This window comes from Flagellimonas allohymeniacidonis (assembly GCF_004296335.1).
Taxonomy (GTDB): domain Bacteria; phylum Bacteroidota; class Bacteroidia; order Flavobacteriales; family Flavobacteriaceae; genus Flagellimonas; species Flagellimonas allohymeniacidonis.
Window position 1 is genome coordinate 113,869 of sequence record NZ_SGIU01000001.1, and the last position, 16,524, is coordinate 130,392.

Here is a 16,524-nt window from a genome sequence, read left to right on the forward strand (position 1 = left end):
GGATTATGAAATTATTTTGACACCTTCAGAACCAATGGAAGATACGTGAACATCAAAATCAATATCAAAATGCTCATAAGTTGCTTTCATGGAATCTGCAACCTTCTTTGCAATTTCAAAACCTTGACTGAGTGCAAAAATAGAGGGTCCGGAACCGGAAATTCCACATCCCAGGGCACCAGCTTTCATGGATTCTGATTTAATCTCGTCGTACCCTGGAATCAAAATGGAGCGAATAGGTTCGATAATATGGTCCTGCAAAGACCTCCCTATTAATGGATAATCACTTTGGAACAAACCTGCGATGAGTCCACCAAGATTTCCCCATTGTTGAATGCCTTGTGCGAGAGTGATTTTAGTTTTCAAAACTTTACGCGAATCGGAGGTTTTTACTTCTATTTGCGGATGAATAATGGTCGCATAGAGCTCAGATGGGGTAGGAAGGGGAACCACATCCAAGGGTTCGTAGCTTCTCACTAAAGTGAAACCGCCATAAATGGCGGGGGCCACATTGTCTGCATGAGCAACATTGCTGGCCAGTTTTTCTCCTTGCATGGCAAATTCTACCAATTCCAATTCGGAAAAAGGCTTCCCAAGCAGCTCATTTATGGCCCAGACCACTCCGGCCGAGCTTGCCGCACTGCTGCCAATACCACTTCCTGGTTTGATTTTCTTGTGGATTTCAATCTCAAAGCCACCAGAATAATCGGATTTTTCCAACAAGGCCAGGGCGGCAACTCCAGCTACATTTTTGGAAGGTTCCAGAGGCAGGTCCTGACCAAGTATTTTGGTGATGCTAATTCCCTTATTCGAAGATTTTCGAACAATCATTTCATCACCCACATTCTCCAAGGCCAAACCCAATACATCGAAACCGCAGGATACATTGGCAATTGTGGCCGGACAAAAGACTTTTATGGCTTCCATACTAAAAATTTCCAATACGTATGATATCTGCAAAGATACCCGATGCTGTAACTTCAGCTCCGGCTCCGGCTCCTTTAATTATTAAGGGTTGATTGGGATAACGTTCCGTGAAGAACAGTACCACATTGTCGCTCCCCTCCAAATTGTAAAAATCATGTCCCTTAGGAATTTGGCTCAAACCAATCTTTGCTTTTCCATCTGCAAATTCTGCAACATATTTTAGTTTGGTATCGGCGTCTCTTGCTTCCTTGTACAGCTGCTGAAAGTCTGATTCATATTTTTTCAGGGATTCAAAAAAAGCTTCATTTGAATCGCTTTGTAAACTTTCTTCAGGAAGAAAAGAGTCATTTGTAATATCTTCAATATCAATTTGATGTCCGCTTTCCCGGGCCAAAATCAAGATTTTGCGCATCACGTCAATACCACTTAAATCAATGGTGGGGTCTGGTTCTGTATAGCCTTCTTCTTGTGCTTGTTTCACGACATCGTGAAAAGTGGTGGAATCATTAAAATTGTTGAAAACGAAATTCAAACTCCCAGAAAGTACGGCTTGTATTTTGTGGACCTTATCCCCAGAAACGATTAAATGTTTTAAGGTGTCAATGATAGGAAGACCAGCTCCCACATTGGTCTCAAAAAGAAAAGGAGCATTGTATTTTTTGGAAAGGGACTTGAGTTCCTTATAAAAATCAAAATCTGATGAGCAGGCTATCTTATTGCATGTGACCACCGAAATACTGTTTTTTAGGTATTCGGGATAGGTCAATGCTATGGAATCGCTGGCCGTGTTATCAACAAAAACACTGTTTCTATAATTCAATTCCTTGATTTTTTCAAAGAACTGACCGGTATCCGCAGGAGCACCACTTGACAAAAGCTCAGGCCATTTTTTTAGAGATATCCCTTCTTCATCAAAAAACATGGTCCTCGAATTGCTTATTGCTATGACCCTTAGGTTCAACTTGAGTTCTTTTTTGATGTAGTTTCGTTGTTGTTTTATCTGCTCAAGAAATCGGGAGCCTACATTGCCAACGCCCATAACAAAAAGATTGAGCTGCTTAATGTTTTCCTCGAAAAATCGCTCATGTAGAGAGTTGAGCGCCTTTTTTACATCAGTCTTTTCAATGACCGCTGAAATGTTCCGCTCGGATGCACCTTGGGCAATGGCCCTGATGTTAACATTGTTTTTTCCTAGTGTGCTGAACATTTTTCCACTCAACCCCTGGTGACTTTTCATATTTTCTCCTACCAGGGCCACAATGGCCAGATCTTTCTCCACTTGAACAGGTTTAAGTTTACGGATGGAAATTTCGTAGGCAAAGGCAGCGTTCAAGGCCTCTTCTGCTCTTTCCGCGTCCTCTTCGGATATTCCAACACAGATGGAATGTTCTGAAGAGGCTTGTGTAATAAGAACAATACTGATGCCTCCAAGAGCCAAGGTTTCAAAAAAACGTTTGGAGATACCAGGAATGCCCACCATCCCCGGACCTTCCAGAGAGATTAAAGTGATTTTGTCCACATGGCTAATGCCACGAACGGATTTTCCAGTGCCGTTGGCACTTGCTGAAATATGGGTGCCAGTATCTTGAGGTGCAAACGTATTTTTAATTACAATCGGAATTCCTTTATCCAAAACAGGTTGAATCGTAGGAGGATAAAGCACTTTTGCCCCGAAGTGGGACAGTTCCATTGCTTCTTCATAACTGATGTGTGAAACACTTTTGGCCTGCTTTACCAATTTTGGGTTCGCTGTAAACATACCACTTACATCAGTCCAAATTTCTAGAACTTCAGCGTTCAAGGCAGCGGCATAGATTGCCGCCGAATAATCGGAACCGCCTCTTCCCAATGTTGTGGAATCTCCAAATAATGAGGAAGCTACAAAACCAGGCAATATGGTAATTGATTGGGAACTTTTTTCAAAGTATTGGCTACAGTTTTGATTGGTTTCTGAAAAATTCACAGAGGCTTTACCAAAATTTTTGTCTGTAACGATAAGTTCGCGACTGTCTTTAAAAGTTGCATCAAGATTCTGTGATTTAAGATATTCAGAAATAATAAAGGCGGAAAGCAATTCCCCATAGCTTACAATCTTATCTGAAAGTTTAGGAGTGAGTTCACCGATAAGGAAGGACCCCTCCAGCAACGTTTCCAATACGTTTAGGTCACTTTTCACCTTACTAAGAATGGCACTTTGTTTCTGTATGGGAATCAATTCTTTTATTGCGGCGATATGCCTGCTTTCAATTTCTTCTAAGCCTTTTTTATAGGACTCATCTTGATTGGCGGCGAACTCTGAAATATTGAGCAATAGATCTGTGATTCCGCCAAAAGCCGATACGACAACAGCTTGCCTACTTGCTTTGTTGTTTTCTAGGATATCTTTTACTCTTTGTATGTTTTCTGGACTGGCAACGGAAGTGCCACCAAATTTTAGAACTCTCATGTTTTATTTGAATTGGATGAATAAAAAGGTGGTAAGGACGGAAATAAAGAATAGACTACCCCAAAGGGGTGGTAGTAGTGAAGAAAAATCCGTTCGTTTTAATCATCTGTCGTTGCAGTCTATCAGTTTGCGGATAATACAAAATCAGGGTAAATGTAGTACTTTTGAGTGCTTCATCAAATCGTTCCAAAATTTTTGCGGAATCTATACTTTTAATCGCTTTTTATTGCTAAATGAAAATTTTATCGTCAGAACAAATCTACGAAGCTGATAAATTCACGATCAAAAAACAGGGTATTACGAGTGATGCCCTGATGGAAAGAGCGGCCTTAAAGATTTTTGAATGGCTCCATGGAAGACTGCAGGGTGCGCAGGTAAAAATTCATGTTTTTTGTGGAATAGGCAACAACGGCGGTGATGGAATGGTCCTATCGAGGCATTTGTTTGAACATGGGTACAACTTTCAGACCTATGTAGTGGACTTCAGTGAAAAACGCTCCAAAGACTTCCTATTGAATTTAGAAAGGCTAAAGGACCGTAAAATATGGCCCAGTTTTCTTGAGGCAAAGAGTCAGCTACCCCAGATTGGAATGGATGATATTGTGGTGGATGCCATTTTTGGAATAGGGCTGAACCGGCAGCCCGATAAATGGGTGGCTAACCTAATAAAACATATCAATACTTCACCAGCTTTTGTTATCTCAGTTGATGTTCCGTCTGGCTTACCCTCACAAAAAGTATCTTGGAAGTTCACCTCCGTGATAAAAGCAAACCACGTATTGAGCTTTCAGGTTCCAAAACTGGTATTTCTATTGCCGGAAACTGGCAAGTACTTGGATACCTGGGAGATTTTGAATATAGATTTAGATTCGGACTTTATCAGCGGTTTAGAGTCAAATTATTTTTTGACCCAAAGATCCAACCTTGTATCGATTTATAAGCCTAGAACGAAATTTTCCCATAAGGGAACTTATGGTCACGCCGTTATCATCGGAGGAAGCCATGGCAAGATAGGAGCGGTTCAATTGGCAGGAAGAGCTTGTTTACGGTCAGGAAGTGGCTTGGTAAGCATGTTTGTGCCTGGTTGTGGATATAACGCGTTACAATCCTCCTTTCCCGAAGCCATGATATTGACTGATACCGCAATGGATCATATCACTGAAATCGAAATTCCATTTACTGCGAGTGCCATTGGCATTGGGATGGGACTTGGCACCTTTAAGAAAACCGTGGTAGCTTTCGGCGAATTCCTTCAGAAAGCAAAACAGCCTTTGGTGATTGATGCGGACGGCATAAATATTTTGGCAAAACATCAGGAAATGCTTAAGCAGCTGCCCGAGAATTCCATATTGACACCTCACCCAAAAGAGTTGGAGCGTTTGATAGGAAGTTGGGACGATGACTTTGATAAGTTGGATAAGGCAAATGCCTTTTCAATGAAGCATGGTGTCATTTTAGTGTTGAAGGGAGCAAATAGTCTTATTGTGGATGGGGAGAAAGGCTATTTTAATACCTCAGGAAATCCCGGTCTGGCCACGGCTGGCAGTGGGGACGTACTTACCGGAATTATCACAGGATTTTTATCACAAGGGTATAACAGCTTAGAAGCCTCCATTTTTGGAGTTTACCTTCATGGATTAGCCGCAGACATCAAAGCGTCCGAAATAGGGTTTGAAGCTTTGATTGCTTCGGATATTATAGAGAATTTGGGAAAGGCCTTTGTGGAATTATTGAGGCCAAAACCTCCGCAAAACAAAAAGGAAACTTAGTTTTTATTTTTCTTCTTTTTGCTGTTTTTTAGACGCTTTTTTATCCAAGTGAGTGCATTGTCAAACTCGATAAAGAACTCCATGTTCTTTTTGTAGAAAAGCTTTTCTATTTTGAAATTGTGCATGTCAATTTCTTTTTTGGAAACGATGGCAAAAGCCTTTAGGTTTTCCATCCCACGCAAATAATTGTAGATGGTGGGATCTACCGCATAGGAATTCTTTCTCAGGCTGATGTAGCCGAAGTTTTTCTCCCTAAAGTGTATTTCTGAAATCCCGATGATCTGGTAGGCTCGCTCAAGTGTAAGCGTAGTGCCCTCATCGAAAGTGGAAACCATATAGTCATCATAGACTTGTACGGTTCCAATGTCCAACTGATACTCACGTACCACGATGGCATTTTTCCTATACGCAATTCTCATTCCCCGAAATTATAGTGTCTCATTACGAATGTATGTGCAAACGGCATTCACCAGAAAAAATATAGATTAACAGCGTAAATATCGTTTGTACGGTAGTTTTTGGGCTGGGCGCAAAAAAAAGCCGGCATTCACCGGCTTATATAAATTCGCTAAGAAATTCTATTGTTCCGTTTTGGGAGATTTTTCAGGTTTTTGGATTTTGATGGTGAGTTCATCTTTTTTCTCATCCAAGTCCATAAAAATACTGTCGCCTTCCTCCAATTTGGAGTTTACGATTTCCTCGGCCAGGGTGTCCTCAATATATTTTTGGATGGCCCTTTTCAATGGTCGTGCCCCATATTGCTTATCGAAACCTTTTTCGGCAATATAATCCTTGGCCTTTTCAGAAAGGCTCAGGTCATAACCAATATCCTTGATTCGATTGAACAACTTATCCAATTCGATATCAATGATTTTATGGATATCCTCGCGCTCTAAAGAATTAAAGACAACAACGTCATCTATTCTGTTGAGGAATTCGGGAGCAAACGCTTTTTTTAGTGCATTTTCAATCACACTTTTTTGATGACTATCGGCCTGGGCTTTTTTCGCAGCGGTTCCGAAGCCGACACCCTGCCCAAAGTCTTTTATTTGGCGGGCCCCAATATTGGAAGTCATGATGATTATGGTGTTCCTAAAATCAATTTTTCTACCTAAACTATCCGTTAGGTAACCATCGTCCAATACTTGCAACAGCATATTGAACACATCGGGATGGGCTTTTTCGACCTCATCCAGCAAGATTACGGAATAGGGCTTTCTTCTAACCTTTTCGGTCAGTTGTCCACCTTCTTCATATCCTACATAACCCGGAGGTGCCCCAACCAACCTTGAGATGGCAAACTTTTCCATGTATTCGCTCATATCGATTCGGATAAGTGCATCCTCGGAATCGAAAAGCTCTTTGGCCAATATTTTGGCCAATTGGGTCTTACCAACACCGGTTTGTCCCAAGAAAATGAAAGAGCCAATAGGTTTATTAGGGTCTTTTAGACCTGCCCTATTTCGTTGAATGGCCTTGGCCACTTTGGACACGGCTTCATCTTGCCCAATGACAAACCCTTTAATTAAATCGGGCAATTCAGCAAGTTTGTTGCTTTCCGTTTGCGCTATTCTATTAACAGGGATTCCACTCATCATGGAAACCACATCGGCCACATTATCCTCGCTTACGGTTTCACGGTGCATTTTACTTTCCTCTTCCCATCTTTCCTGGGCGGTCATTAACTCTTTTTCAAGACGCTTTTCATCATCCCGAAGCTTGGCAGCTTCCTCGTATTTCTGCTTTTTGACCACGCTGTTCTTAAGCTCGCGAACTTCTTCCAATTGGGTTTCAAGCTCCAAGATTTGCTTGGGTACATCCATATTCACAATATGCACCCTTGACCCAGCTTCATCCAAGGCATCAATGGCCTTGTCTGGAAGGAATCGGTCGGTCATATATCGATTGGTAAGTTTTACACAGGCTAAAATGGCCTCGTCTGTATAGTTCACATTGTGGTGATCCTCATACTTACCTTTAATATTCATAAGAATTTCGATGGTTTCCTCAACTGTGGTTGGTTCTACCATCACCTTTTGGAAACGACGCTCCAATGCACCATCTTTCTCGATGTATTGGCGATATTCATCCAAGGTGGTTGCTCCAATACATTGAATCTCACCCCGGGCCAATGCCGGTTTGAACATATTGGAGGCATCCAAACTTCCTGTGGCGCCTCCGGCGCCGACAATGGTATGAATCTCATCAATGAACAAAATGATATCGTCATTTTTCTCAAGCTCGTTCATCACCGCCTTCATCCGCTCTTCAAACTGGCCACGATATTTGGTTCCTGCCACAAGTGAGGCAAGGTCTAAAGTAACCACACGTTTGTTGTACAGAATTCTTGAGACTTTCTTATTGATGATTCGTAAGGCCAACCCTTCAGCAATGGCACTTTTACCCACTCCCGGTTCTCCAATAAGCAAGGGATTGTTCTTTTTTCTTCTACTCAAAATTTGGGATACCCGCTCAATCTCTTTTTCTCTACCTACAACAGGGTCCAATTTATTTTCTTCCGCCAAACGGGTTAGGTCACGGCCAAAATTGTCAAGGACCGGGGTCTTGGATTTTTTACTTCCCTTTTGGGAAGAGCTTGAGCCAAAACCACTGTCCTTCGTATCCCCGGCATCTTCGGGATCACTTGGGAAAGACTCCGAACGCGGAGTATCCAAATAATCATCATCGCTGGTAATCATCGATTTGAATTGTTCTTTTACATTATCGTAATCCACTTTTAGCTTATGCAATAGCTTAGTTGTCGGGTCGTTTTCATTTCTGAGAATGCACAACAATAGATGGGCTGTATTTATAGAAGAGCTCTGAAACAACTTCGCTTCTAAAAAAGTGGTCTTCAGTGCACGTTCTGCTTGTCTTGTAAGGTGTAGGTTCTTTTTGTCTTTTTGGGTGGTGCCTGTATTTGGATTAGCCGGACTTAGAATTTCCACTTTTCTTCTCAAATGGTCCAAATCCACATCAAGGGCATCCAAAATATTAATGGCTTTGCCATTTCCATCGCGCAAAAGACCAAGCATTAAATGTTCCGTTCCAATAAAATCATGCCCTAACCTGAGGGCCTCCTCCTTACTATATGCTATAACGTCTTTTACTCTAGGGGAAAAATTATCATCCATACGCTACCTTATTCAGCATTTAAAATTAATAAATCTATCCTTACGGTGTCCAAATACCGTACCCATATTCGATAAATATGAATTAAAAGTCGAAATAAAGCATCAATCCTCTATAGTTTAACATAGTTTTTAAACCATTTACCGCACCCTTATGGTGTTGATAATTTTTTTAATAAAGTACTTGCCTATTGTATTGAAAGGGTCGATTTTCCGTATATTGCCACGATGTTTTAACCTGTAAAAAGCAATAAGATTTTAGCATGGCGGAAGGAGAAAAGTTAATTCCTATCAACATTGAGGATGAGATGAAATCTGCCTACATTGATTACTCAATGTCGGTCATTGTGTCACGTGCTCTGCCAGATGTCAGAGACGGACTAAAACCTGTTCACAGACGTGTGTTGTATGGCATGCATGAACTGGGCGTTCGGTCTACAAGTGCCCATAAGAAATCTGCACGTATTGTAGGGGAGGTTTTGGGTAAGTACCACCCGCATGGGGACACCTCCGTTTACGACACTATGGTGCGTATGGCCCAGGAATGGAGTTTAAGGTACATGCTCATCGATGGCCAAGGAAACTTTGGTTCGGTGGATGGCGATAGTCCAGCGGCAATGCGTTATACGGAGGCACGAATGCGTAAAATTGCTGATGAAATGTTGGCGGACATCGATAAGGATACCGTTGACCATCAGTTAAACTTTGATGATTCACTTGAAGAACCTACCGTTCTTCCTACCCGTGTTCCCAATCTTTTAGTGAACGGGGCTTCTGGTATTGCTGTGGGTATGGCAACCAACATGCCGCCGCACAATCTTTCAGAGGTTGTGGATGGTACCGTGGCTTACATTGAGAACAACGATATCGATATTGATGAGTTGATGACCCATGTTAAGGCCCCGGATTTCCCTACAGGAGGAATCATTTATGGCTATGATGGCGTAAAGGAAGCTTTTCATACCGGTAGGGGACGTGTGGTGATGAGGGCCAAGGCCACTTTTGAAGAAGTGCAGGGTCGCGAATGCATTATTGTTACTGAAATACCATATCAGGTCAACAAGGCGGACATGATTAAAAAGACCGCCGACCTCATCAATGATAAGAAGGTTGAAGGCATCTCCACCATTAGAGATGAATCTGACCGAAAGGGAATGCGCATAGTCTATATTCTGAAGCGGGATGCCATTCCAAATATCGTATTAAACACACTTTATAAATACACGGCACTTCAATCCTCCTTCAGTGTCAACAACATTGCCTTGGTAAATGGAAGGCCAAAGCTTCTCAACCTAAAGGAAATTATTGGCCATTTTGTGGACCACCGGCATGAGGTAGTAGTCCGCAGGACGAAATTTGAACTGAAAAAGGCGGAGGACCGTGCCCACATATTGGAGGGGCTCATTATTGCTTCTGACAACATTGACGAGGTTATCGAGATTATTAGAGCTTCTTCAAATGTTGATGAGGCCCGGAGCAATTTGATGGAACGCTTCAAATTAACTGAGGTGCAGGCCAAGGCCATTGTGGAAATGCGATTGCGACAGCTAACCGGCCTTGAACAAGACAAGCTTCGTGAAGAGTATGACGAATTGAAAAAGACCATTGAGGATCTAAAGGATATTTTGGCCAAAAAAGAACGCCGAATGGAGATCATCAAAGAGGAGCTTCAAGAAGTAAAAGACAAGTATGGTGACGCTAGAAGGTCTGAGATCAATTTTGCTGGCGGAGATTTGAGCATAGAGGATATGATTCCAGATGAGCAGGTGGTCATAACCATCTCGCATGCGGGATACATCAAAAGAACTTCGCTTTCAGAGTACAAAACCCAGAACAGGGGCGGGGTAGGACAAAAAGCCTCCTCGACCCGTAATGAGGATTTCTTGGAACACCTTTTCGTGGGAACAAACCATCAGTATATGTTGTTCTTCACCCAAAAAGGAAAATGTTTCTGGATGCGGGTCTATGAAATTCCCGAGGGCAGTAGAACATCCAAAGGAAGGGCCATCCAGAATCTTATCAACATTGCACAGGATGACAAGGTTAAAGCCTTTATATGTACCCGTGATCTTAAGGATGAGGATTATGTGAACAACCATTATGTAATCATGGCAACCAAAAAGGGCACGGTGAAGAAGACCTCTTTGGAACAGTATTCCCGACCTAGACAAAATGGAATCAACGCCATCAATATACGAGAGGAGGATGAGCTGCTCGAGGCCAAGTTGACCACTGGAACAAGTCAAATATTACTTGGGCTAAAATCGGGTAAGGCGATACGATTTGAAGAGAGTAAGACCCGTCCTATGGGTAGAAATGCCTCAGGGGTACGAGGAATTACCCTAGCCAGTGAGGAAGATGAGGTTATCGGTATGGTTTCGGTCCATAACTTTGAGGACGATATTCTGGTGGTCTCAGAGAATGGTTATGGTAAACGAAGTACAATTGATGATTATCGAATTACAAACCGAGGAGGGAAAGGAGTTAAGACCATTTCCATAACTGATAAGACCGGTGGATTAGTGGCGATAAAGAACGTTTCTGATTCTGATGATTTGATGATTATCAATAAATCGGGAATTGCCATTCGAATGAGCGTCGAGGATTTGAGAGTTATGGGAAGAGCTACCCAAGGCGTAAAGGTCATTAACCTAAAAGGAAATGATTCTATTGCTGCGGTGGCCAAAGTCATGAAAGACGAAGATGCTGTGGATGAGACAGATATCAGGAATATTGAGGTGAACGGTGAAGATGGTACGGATTTTGAATCCCCTGAGGGTGAAACAAAAGAATAATCAGTAAACACTAATATTAATTGCACTACAATGAAGACTAAAGTTTTATTATTAATCGCTATAGGAATATCCGCAATTGGATTTTCCCAGAAGAGTGAAATCAAGGCGGCAGAAAAGGCGCTGAAGAGTGGGGATGCCGCTTCTGCGAAGGCAGCTTTGGATGGAGCCGCTTCGTTAATTGATGGCGCCGATGCAAGAACCCAGGCGCAGTATTATGCGGTAAGCGGAAACGTTTATTATGATATGGCCAAAAAGGGAGATACCGAGGCATTTCAACCTGCAATTGACGCTTACAATAAAGTAATAGCTATTGAAGAAGCCGGTGGTAAGGAAAAATATACTACGGTGGCAGCCCAACAACTATCACAAATGACAGCCGACTTGGTAAATGCGGCTGTAGAGGATAACAATAACAAGAAGTTTGATGATGCAGCTGAAAAGTTGTATTTAGGCTACAAGTTAAGTCCAAAAGATACGATTTATCTCTACTACGCGGCAAGCAGCGCTGTAAACGGTCAGAACTACGACAAGGCCTTGGAGTACTACCACGAACTGAAAGATATAGGTTACGATGGGAGCGGTGTAAAATACAGCGCCGTTAATATAAGCAGTGGTGAAGTAGAGGAAATGGACAAGAATACCCGCGACCTTTATGTAAAGGCAGGTACACATAACGATCCTAAAGAAGAAAGAACACCGTCCAAAAAGCCGGAGGTGGTTAAAAACATTGCCTTAATTTATCAACAACTTGGTCAAAACGACAAGGCACTTGCAGCCTATGCAGATGCCCGTGCGGTAGATCCAGATGACGTTAATTTGGTACTTGGCGAGGCCAATTTACATTATGCGATAGGGGATAAGGATAAGTTCAAGGAATTGATGTCCATTGCTTCTAACATGGCTCCTGATAACCCAGATTTATTGTATAACATTGGTGTTATCAATATGGAGCAAGGGAATATGGAAGATGCCAGGGCAGCTTATAGAAAAGCTTTGGAGGTCGACCCCGGTTATATCAATGCGCTGCTGAACCTATCTACCACTTATGTGAATGAAGGTAACGGACTTATTGACGAGATGAACAGTTTGGGTAATTCTCGAGCTGATATTGCACGATATGATGAGTTGAAGCGGAAAAAGGATGACCTGTTCGTAGAGGGTGCGAAGGTATTGGAGAAAGCTCTTGAGAGCAACCCCGACAATCAAAGTGTTCTTACCCAATTGAAGAATATTTATGGAGCACTGGGTGACAACGAAAATTTCATGAGAGTTAAAAAGCTATTGGAACAATAGAAAAGATTCAGCCAATGAAAAAAGCCCCGGTTCACCGGGGCTTTTTTTATATGACCTTTTTTATAACCCTAAGTTGATGCGAGTACAATTTGTTGTCCGTGTTAAAAATTCCGGTGTGGTCCAGACGATCAATTCGAACCTCCCCAAAACAATGGATGATATAATTATCTTCTAAAATGATGCCCACATGATTGATGATTCCTTCGCTATTGTCGAAAAAAGCTAAATCTCCGGGCTCACTTTCCTCAATAAAACTTAAAGCCTCGCCCTGCTTGGCCTGTTCTTCGGCTTCTCTTTTTAATTGATAGCCATTAATACGATAAACTTGTTGAACGAATCCCGAGCTATCGATACCAAAAGGGGTTCTACCTCCTCTTAAGTATGGTGCCTTTAAATAAAGCAGGGCAACATCCACCAATTTGGATTTTGGTAGTATACCCTCCATTGCGTTCCCCTCAAAGGTATGTTCCAAGCTTTTGGTGCTTGTGACCACAGAACCCAAAAGAACCGGCATTAGCATATGATTGTTTATGCAGATATGCGAAATAATTTCAGAGGCATATTTTAAGTTTTGGGCTCCATCAAGTGCTTCAAATTCTTTTTCGGGGATTTTGAGAATCTGAATATTGCGCACCCATCCTTCATAGCCATCATAGCTCAGTCGAATTCTGCTCCACTTCTTCCTACCTTCCAAAATCTTGAAATGCTCCCCATATAAAACCTGAGAACTCATTTCACTAGCATCATCGGGTGCTATTCTAAGAGCAACAACGTTTTGCGGACAAACTCCGTATTGCATGAATTAAGGAGGCTTTTGAGGTTAGTGTCTTTCCAAGACAATTGCAGATGCTCCGCCACCACCGTTGCAAATGGCAGCTGCTCCCAATTTGGCTTTGTTTTGTATTAGGACATTCAATAATGTGATGGTAATTCGTGCTCCCGAACATCCTAAAGGATGGCCTAACGATACAGCACCCCCATTTACATTTACATTGTTGTCTGATAGCTCCAATAGCTTCATATTGGCCAAGCCCACAACTGAAAACGCTTCATTAAATTCAAAAAAATCAATATCGCCAATTGCAACACCCGCTCGGTCCAAAGCTTTTGGCAGGGCTTTGGCGGGGGCCGTTGTGAACCATTTGGGTTCATGTGCCGCATCCGCGTATCCTTTTATGGTCGCCAAAGGAGTTAACTGAAGTTCCTTGGCTTTTTCTTCGCTCATCAACACAACTGCAGCAGCACCGTCGTTTATGGTGGAGGCGTTGGCAGCTGTTACTGTTCCCTCTTTAGTAAAGGCCGGTCGCAAAGCAGGAATTTTATCCATCTTCACGTTTTTATACTCCTCATCTTCGGAGACTACAATTGGCTCGCCCCTGCGCTGAGGGACTTCAACAGGTACCACTTCATCCGCGAATTTACCTTCGGCCCAAGCTTTTGCCGATCTCTCATAGGACTGGATGGCAAAGGTATCTTGCTCCTCCCTTGAAAAATTGTATTTATCTGCACAGGCATCTGCACAAACACCCATGGCATTTTGGTCATAAACATCCACCAGACCATCTTTTTGCATTCCATCTTCCATGGAGGCTGGGCCAAATTTCAATCCTCGTCGCATGTAGGCATAATGGGGAATCAAACTCATGTTTTCCATACCTCCGGCAACCACAATGGAATTTTCACCCAGTGCGATGGATTGTGCGCCCTGCATAATGGCCTTCATTCCTGAGGCGCAAACTTTGTTCACAGTGGTGCACGGAACCGTATCGGGTATTCCAGCATAAATGGCCGCCTGACGTGCAGGAGCTTGTCCAGTACCAGCTTGAACCACATTGCCCATCAATACCTCTTCTACCATTTCTGGCTTTAATCCAATTTTTGAAAGAGCGCCTTTAATGGCAATCGACCCAAGTTTAGGGGCAGGAATTGTTGATAAAGCACCCATAAAACTTCCTATCGGAGTTCTGACTGCAGCTACAATTACGACTTTGTTCATAGTTTGATATTTAACGCTGCAAATTACTAAATTTAAATGCAAAGCCCTGCACTGAAACTCTTCATACCTTCTTATTTATATTTTCTATTTTTGGCTTTTACCACTTCACGATGGGGAACACTTTGGATAATGTTTATAAATACCAATCACTAGCATACAAGTATTTTCTGTATCTCGCTTCCGTAGTACTGATTGTGTTCTTTTTTCCAAAAGGAGGCAAGTTCAAATATGAATTTCAAAAAGGGAAACCTTGGCAATATGAAAACCTTTACGCCCCAATAGACTTTTCTTTAAAAAAAACGGCGGAAGAACTGGAGGAGGAGCGAAAATCCATAGAGGACAACAAGACCAATTTTTATAGTTATGATGCCACAGTTCCTGCGGAGATAAAGCAATCCATTGAAGCGGAGCTCTCTCAAATTTTTGGGCAAAGAGAAATCGGTAGATCTACCCAAAACAGAATTAGAAATTCGGCTCTAGGTGCAATAGACAGTATTTACGCTTTTGGCATATTTCAGGAATCTCCCAGCTCTGATGCTATTTTTTTGGTAAAGAACAATGAAGCTCTGACCTTGGGCTCCAATAGCTACACCAATCTCAGCGATGCCAAGCAAAAGACTCGGGCTTTGTTGAATTCAACCAATTTTCAAAGGGATATTCCTTTGGCCAGCATACTGACACGGCTTTTGGAGCCCAATGTTTTTTATGACAAAGCTCTCACCGATAAAGCTTTGGCCGATGAATTGTCCAGAATTTCATTGACTAGGGGTGAGGTTTCAGAAGGCACACAGATCATAGCCAAAGGGGAAGTTGTGGAGGGGGACAATCACAAAATGCTATTTTCCCTTAAGGAAGAGTACGAATCTGAGCTCTGGAGAGGGGACAATTACTTTTACATTCTTTTGGGATATACCATTTTGGTGGCTTTGGTACTGATGATGCTCTTTTTGTTTATCAAGCGCTATCGCCCTGAAATTTTTAAGAACAACAACAAGCTCACCTTTATCTTCTTCAATATTTTATTAATGGTTTTGGCAACAACCTTAATGGTCAAAAACCAGGAGAGCTATGTATATGTGGTCCCACTTTGTATCCTTCCACTTATTCTTAAAAACTTTTTTGATGCGCGACTTGGTTTATTTGTCCACGTGCTTACCGTTCTTATTTTGGGCTTTGTCGTACCCAACAGTTTTGAATATATTTTTCTTCAGATTATCGCTGGAATCGTGACTATTTTAACAGCTTCGGAATTATATAAAAGGGCCAATCTTTTTATTTCCGTAGGGCAGATTACACTTATCTACATCCTTGGGTATTTTGCCTTTCATATCATCCACGAAGGTAATTTGGAAAGTATTGAGTGGATTCTCTTCGGAATTTTTGTATTGAACGGACTTTTGACCTTGTTTGCACAACCGCTGATTTACATCTACGAGAAAATCTTTGGATTGATTTCCGACGTGTCGCTTCTGGAACTATCAGATACCAACTCAAAGCTCTTAAAAGAGCTATCCAATAAAGCACCGGGAACTTTTCATCATTCTTTGCAGGTAGCAAATTTGGCGGAAGCGGCCGCCAATGAGATAGGTGCCAATGCCATGTTGGTTCGTGTTGGGGCGCTGTATCACGATATCGGTAAAATGAACAACCCCGCATACTTTACTGAAAATCAAACAACCAATATTAATCCACATGACGATTTGCCACCGAAGGAAAGTGCAAAAATCATCATTGACCACGTAATTGAAGGCATAGAAACTGCAAGGAAAAACAAGCTTCCCGACCGCGTTATAGACTTTATTAGAACCCATCATGGGACGACATTAGTCTTTTACTTTTTCAAAAAACAACAAGAACTTGAGGCATCGGTAAATGAAGAAGATTTTCGATATCCAGGTCCGATACCGTTTTCAAAAGAAACAGCAATATTGATGATGTCCGATGCGGTAGAGGCGGCATCAAAAAGCCTTAAGAATCCAACGTATCAATTGATTGATGGTTTTGTGGAGAAAATTGTGGAAGGGCAAATGCAGGCCAATCAGTTTGTAAATGCCAACATTACACTGAAAGAGATTGAAATTGTAAAAAAGGTGCTCAAGCGCAAACTCACCAATATTTACCACCTTAGGGTGGAATACCCCGAGTAGCAGCAAATCCCTATGGCTAC

The 16,524-nt window shown here is 42.1% G+C and carries 10 protein-coding genes; 4 read left to right on the forward strand and 6 right to left on the reverse strand.

Features of this window, described 5'->3' with window-relative positions; translation table 11 throughout:
• Positions 1–3: 3 nt before the first annotated feature.
• Positions 4–927 (reverse strand): homoserine kinase, encoded by a 924-nt coding sequence (locus tag EW142_RS00545; protein ID WP_130608156.1) that lies wholly within the window; start codon positions 925–927, stop codon positions 4–6.
• Position 928: 1 nt separating this feature from the next.
• Positions 929–3,373, reverse strand: a complete 2,445-nt coding sequence (gene thrA, locus EW142_RS00550) for a bifunctional aspartate kinase/homoserine dehydrogenase I (RefSeq protein ID WP_130608159.1) — start codon at positions 3,371–3,373, stop codon at positions 929–931.
• A 233-nt stretch (positions 3,374–3,606) separates the two neighbouring features.
• Between thrA and EW142_RS00555 the strand changes: the two genes are divergently transcribed.
• Positions 3,607–5,142 (forward strand): NAD(P)H-hydrate dehydratase, encoded by a 1,536-nt coding sequence (locus tag EW142_RS00555; protein WP_130608162.1) that lies wholly within the window; start codon positions 3,607–3,609, stop codon positions 5,140–5,142.
• Here the strand turns inward: EW142_RS00555 and EW142_RS00560 are convergent.
• Both EW142_RS00560 and EW142_RS00565 read right to left on the reverse strand, forming a co-directional pair.
• A complete protein-coding gene (locus EW142_RS00560; RefSeq protein ID WP_130608165.1) occupies positions 5,139–5,561 on the reverse strand; it encodes an STAS/SEC14 domain-containing protein in 423 nt (140 codons plus the stop codon). The genes EW142_RS00555 and EW142_RS00560 overlap by 4 nt on opposite strands.
• A gap of 159 nt (positions 5,562–5,720) precedes the next feature.
• Positions 5,721–8,276 carry an ATP-dependent Clp protease ATP-binding subunit gene (locus EW142_RS00565; protein ID WP_130608167.1) on the reverse strand — a complete coding sequence of 852 codons (2,556 nt, stop codon included), beginning with the start codon at positions 8,274–8,276 and terminating at the stop codon, positions 5,721–5,723.
• Positions 8,277–8,536: 260 nt separating this feature from the next.
• On the opposite strand from EW142_RS00565, the gene gyrA reads away from it, so the two are divergent.
• Together gyrA and EW142_RS00575 are read left to right on the forward strand one after the other, a co-directional pair.
• Entirely contained in the window at positions 8,537–11,068 is a 2,532-nt protein-coding gene (gene gyrA, locus EW142_RS00570) for a DNA gyrase subunit A (protein ID WP_130608170.1), read from the forward strand.
• 30 nt (positions 11,069–11,098) lie between these two features.
• A complete protein-coding gene (locus tag EW142_RS00575) occupies positions 11,099–12,361 on the forward strand; it encodes a tetratricopeptide repeat protein (RefSeq protein WP_130608173.1) in 1,263 nt (420 codons plus the stop codon).
• Between the two features lie 46 nt (positions 12,362–12,407).
• On the opposite strand, the gene EW142_RS00580 is transcribed toward EW142_RS00575, so the two are convergent.
• Both EW142_RS00580 and EW142_RS00585 read right to left on the reverse strand, forming a co-directional pair.
• A complete protein-coding gene (locus tag EW142_RS00580; RefSeq protein ID WP_130608176.1) occupies positions 12,408–13,160 on the reverse strand; it encodes a C40 family peptidase in 753 nt (250 codons plus the stop codon).
• A gap of 21 nt (positions 13,161–13,181) precedes the next feature.
• Complete coding sequence (locus EW142_RS00585; protein ID WP_130608179.1) at positions 13,182–14,357, reverse strand: acetyl-CoA C-acyltransferase; 1,176 nt, start codon at positions 14,355–14,357, stop codon at positions 13,182–13,184.
• Between the two features lie 110 nt (positions 14,358–14,467).
• Between EW142_RS00585 and EW142_RS00590 the strand changes: the two genes are divergently transcribed.
• On the forward strand, positions 14,468–16,504 hold the full coding sequence (locus EW142_RS00590; protein ID WP_130608182.1) for an HD family phosphohydrolase: 2,037 nt from the start codon (positions 14,468–14,470) through the stop codon (positions 16,502–16,504).
• Positions 16,505–16,524 lie beyond the last annotated feature (20 nt).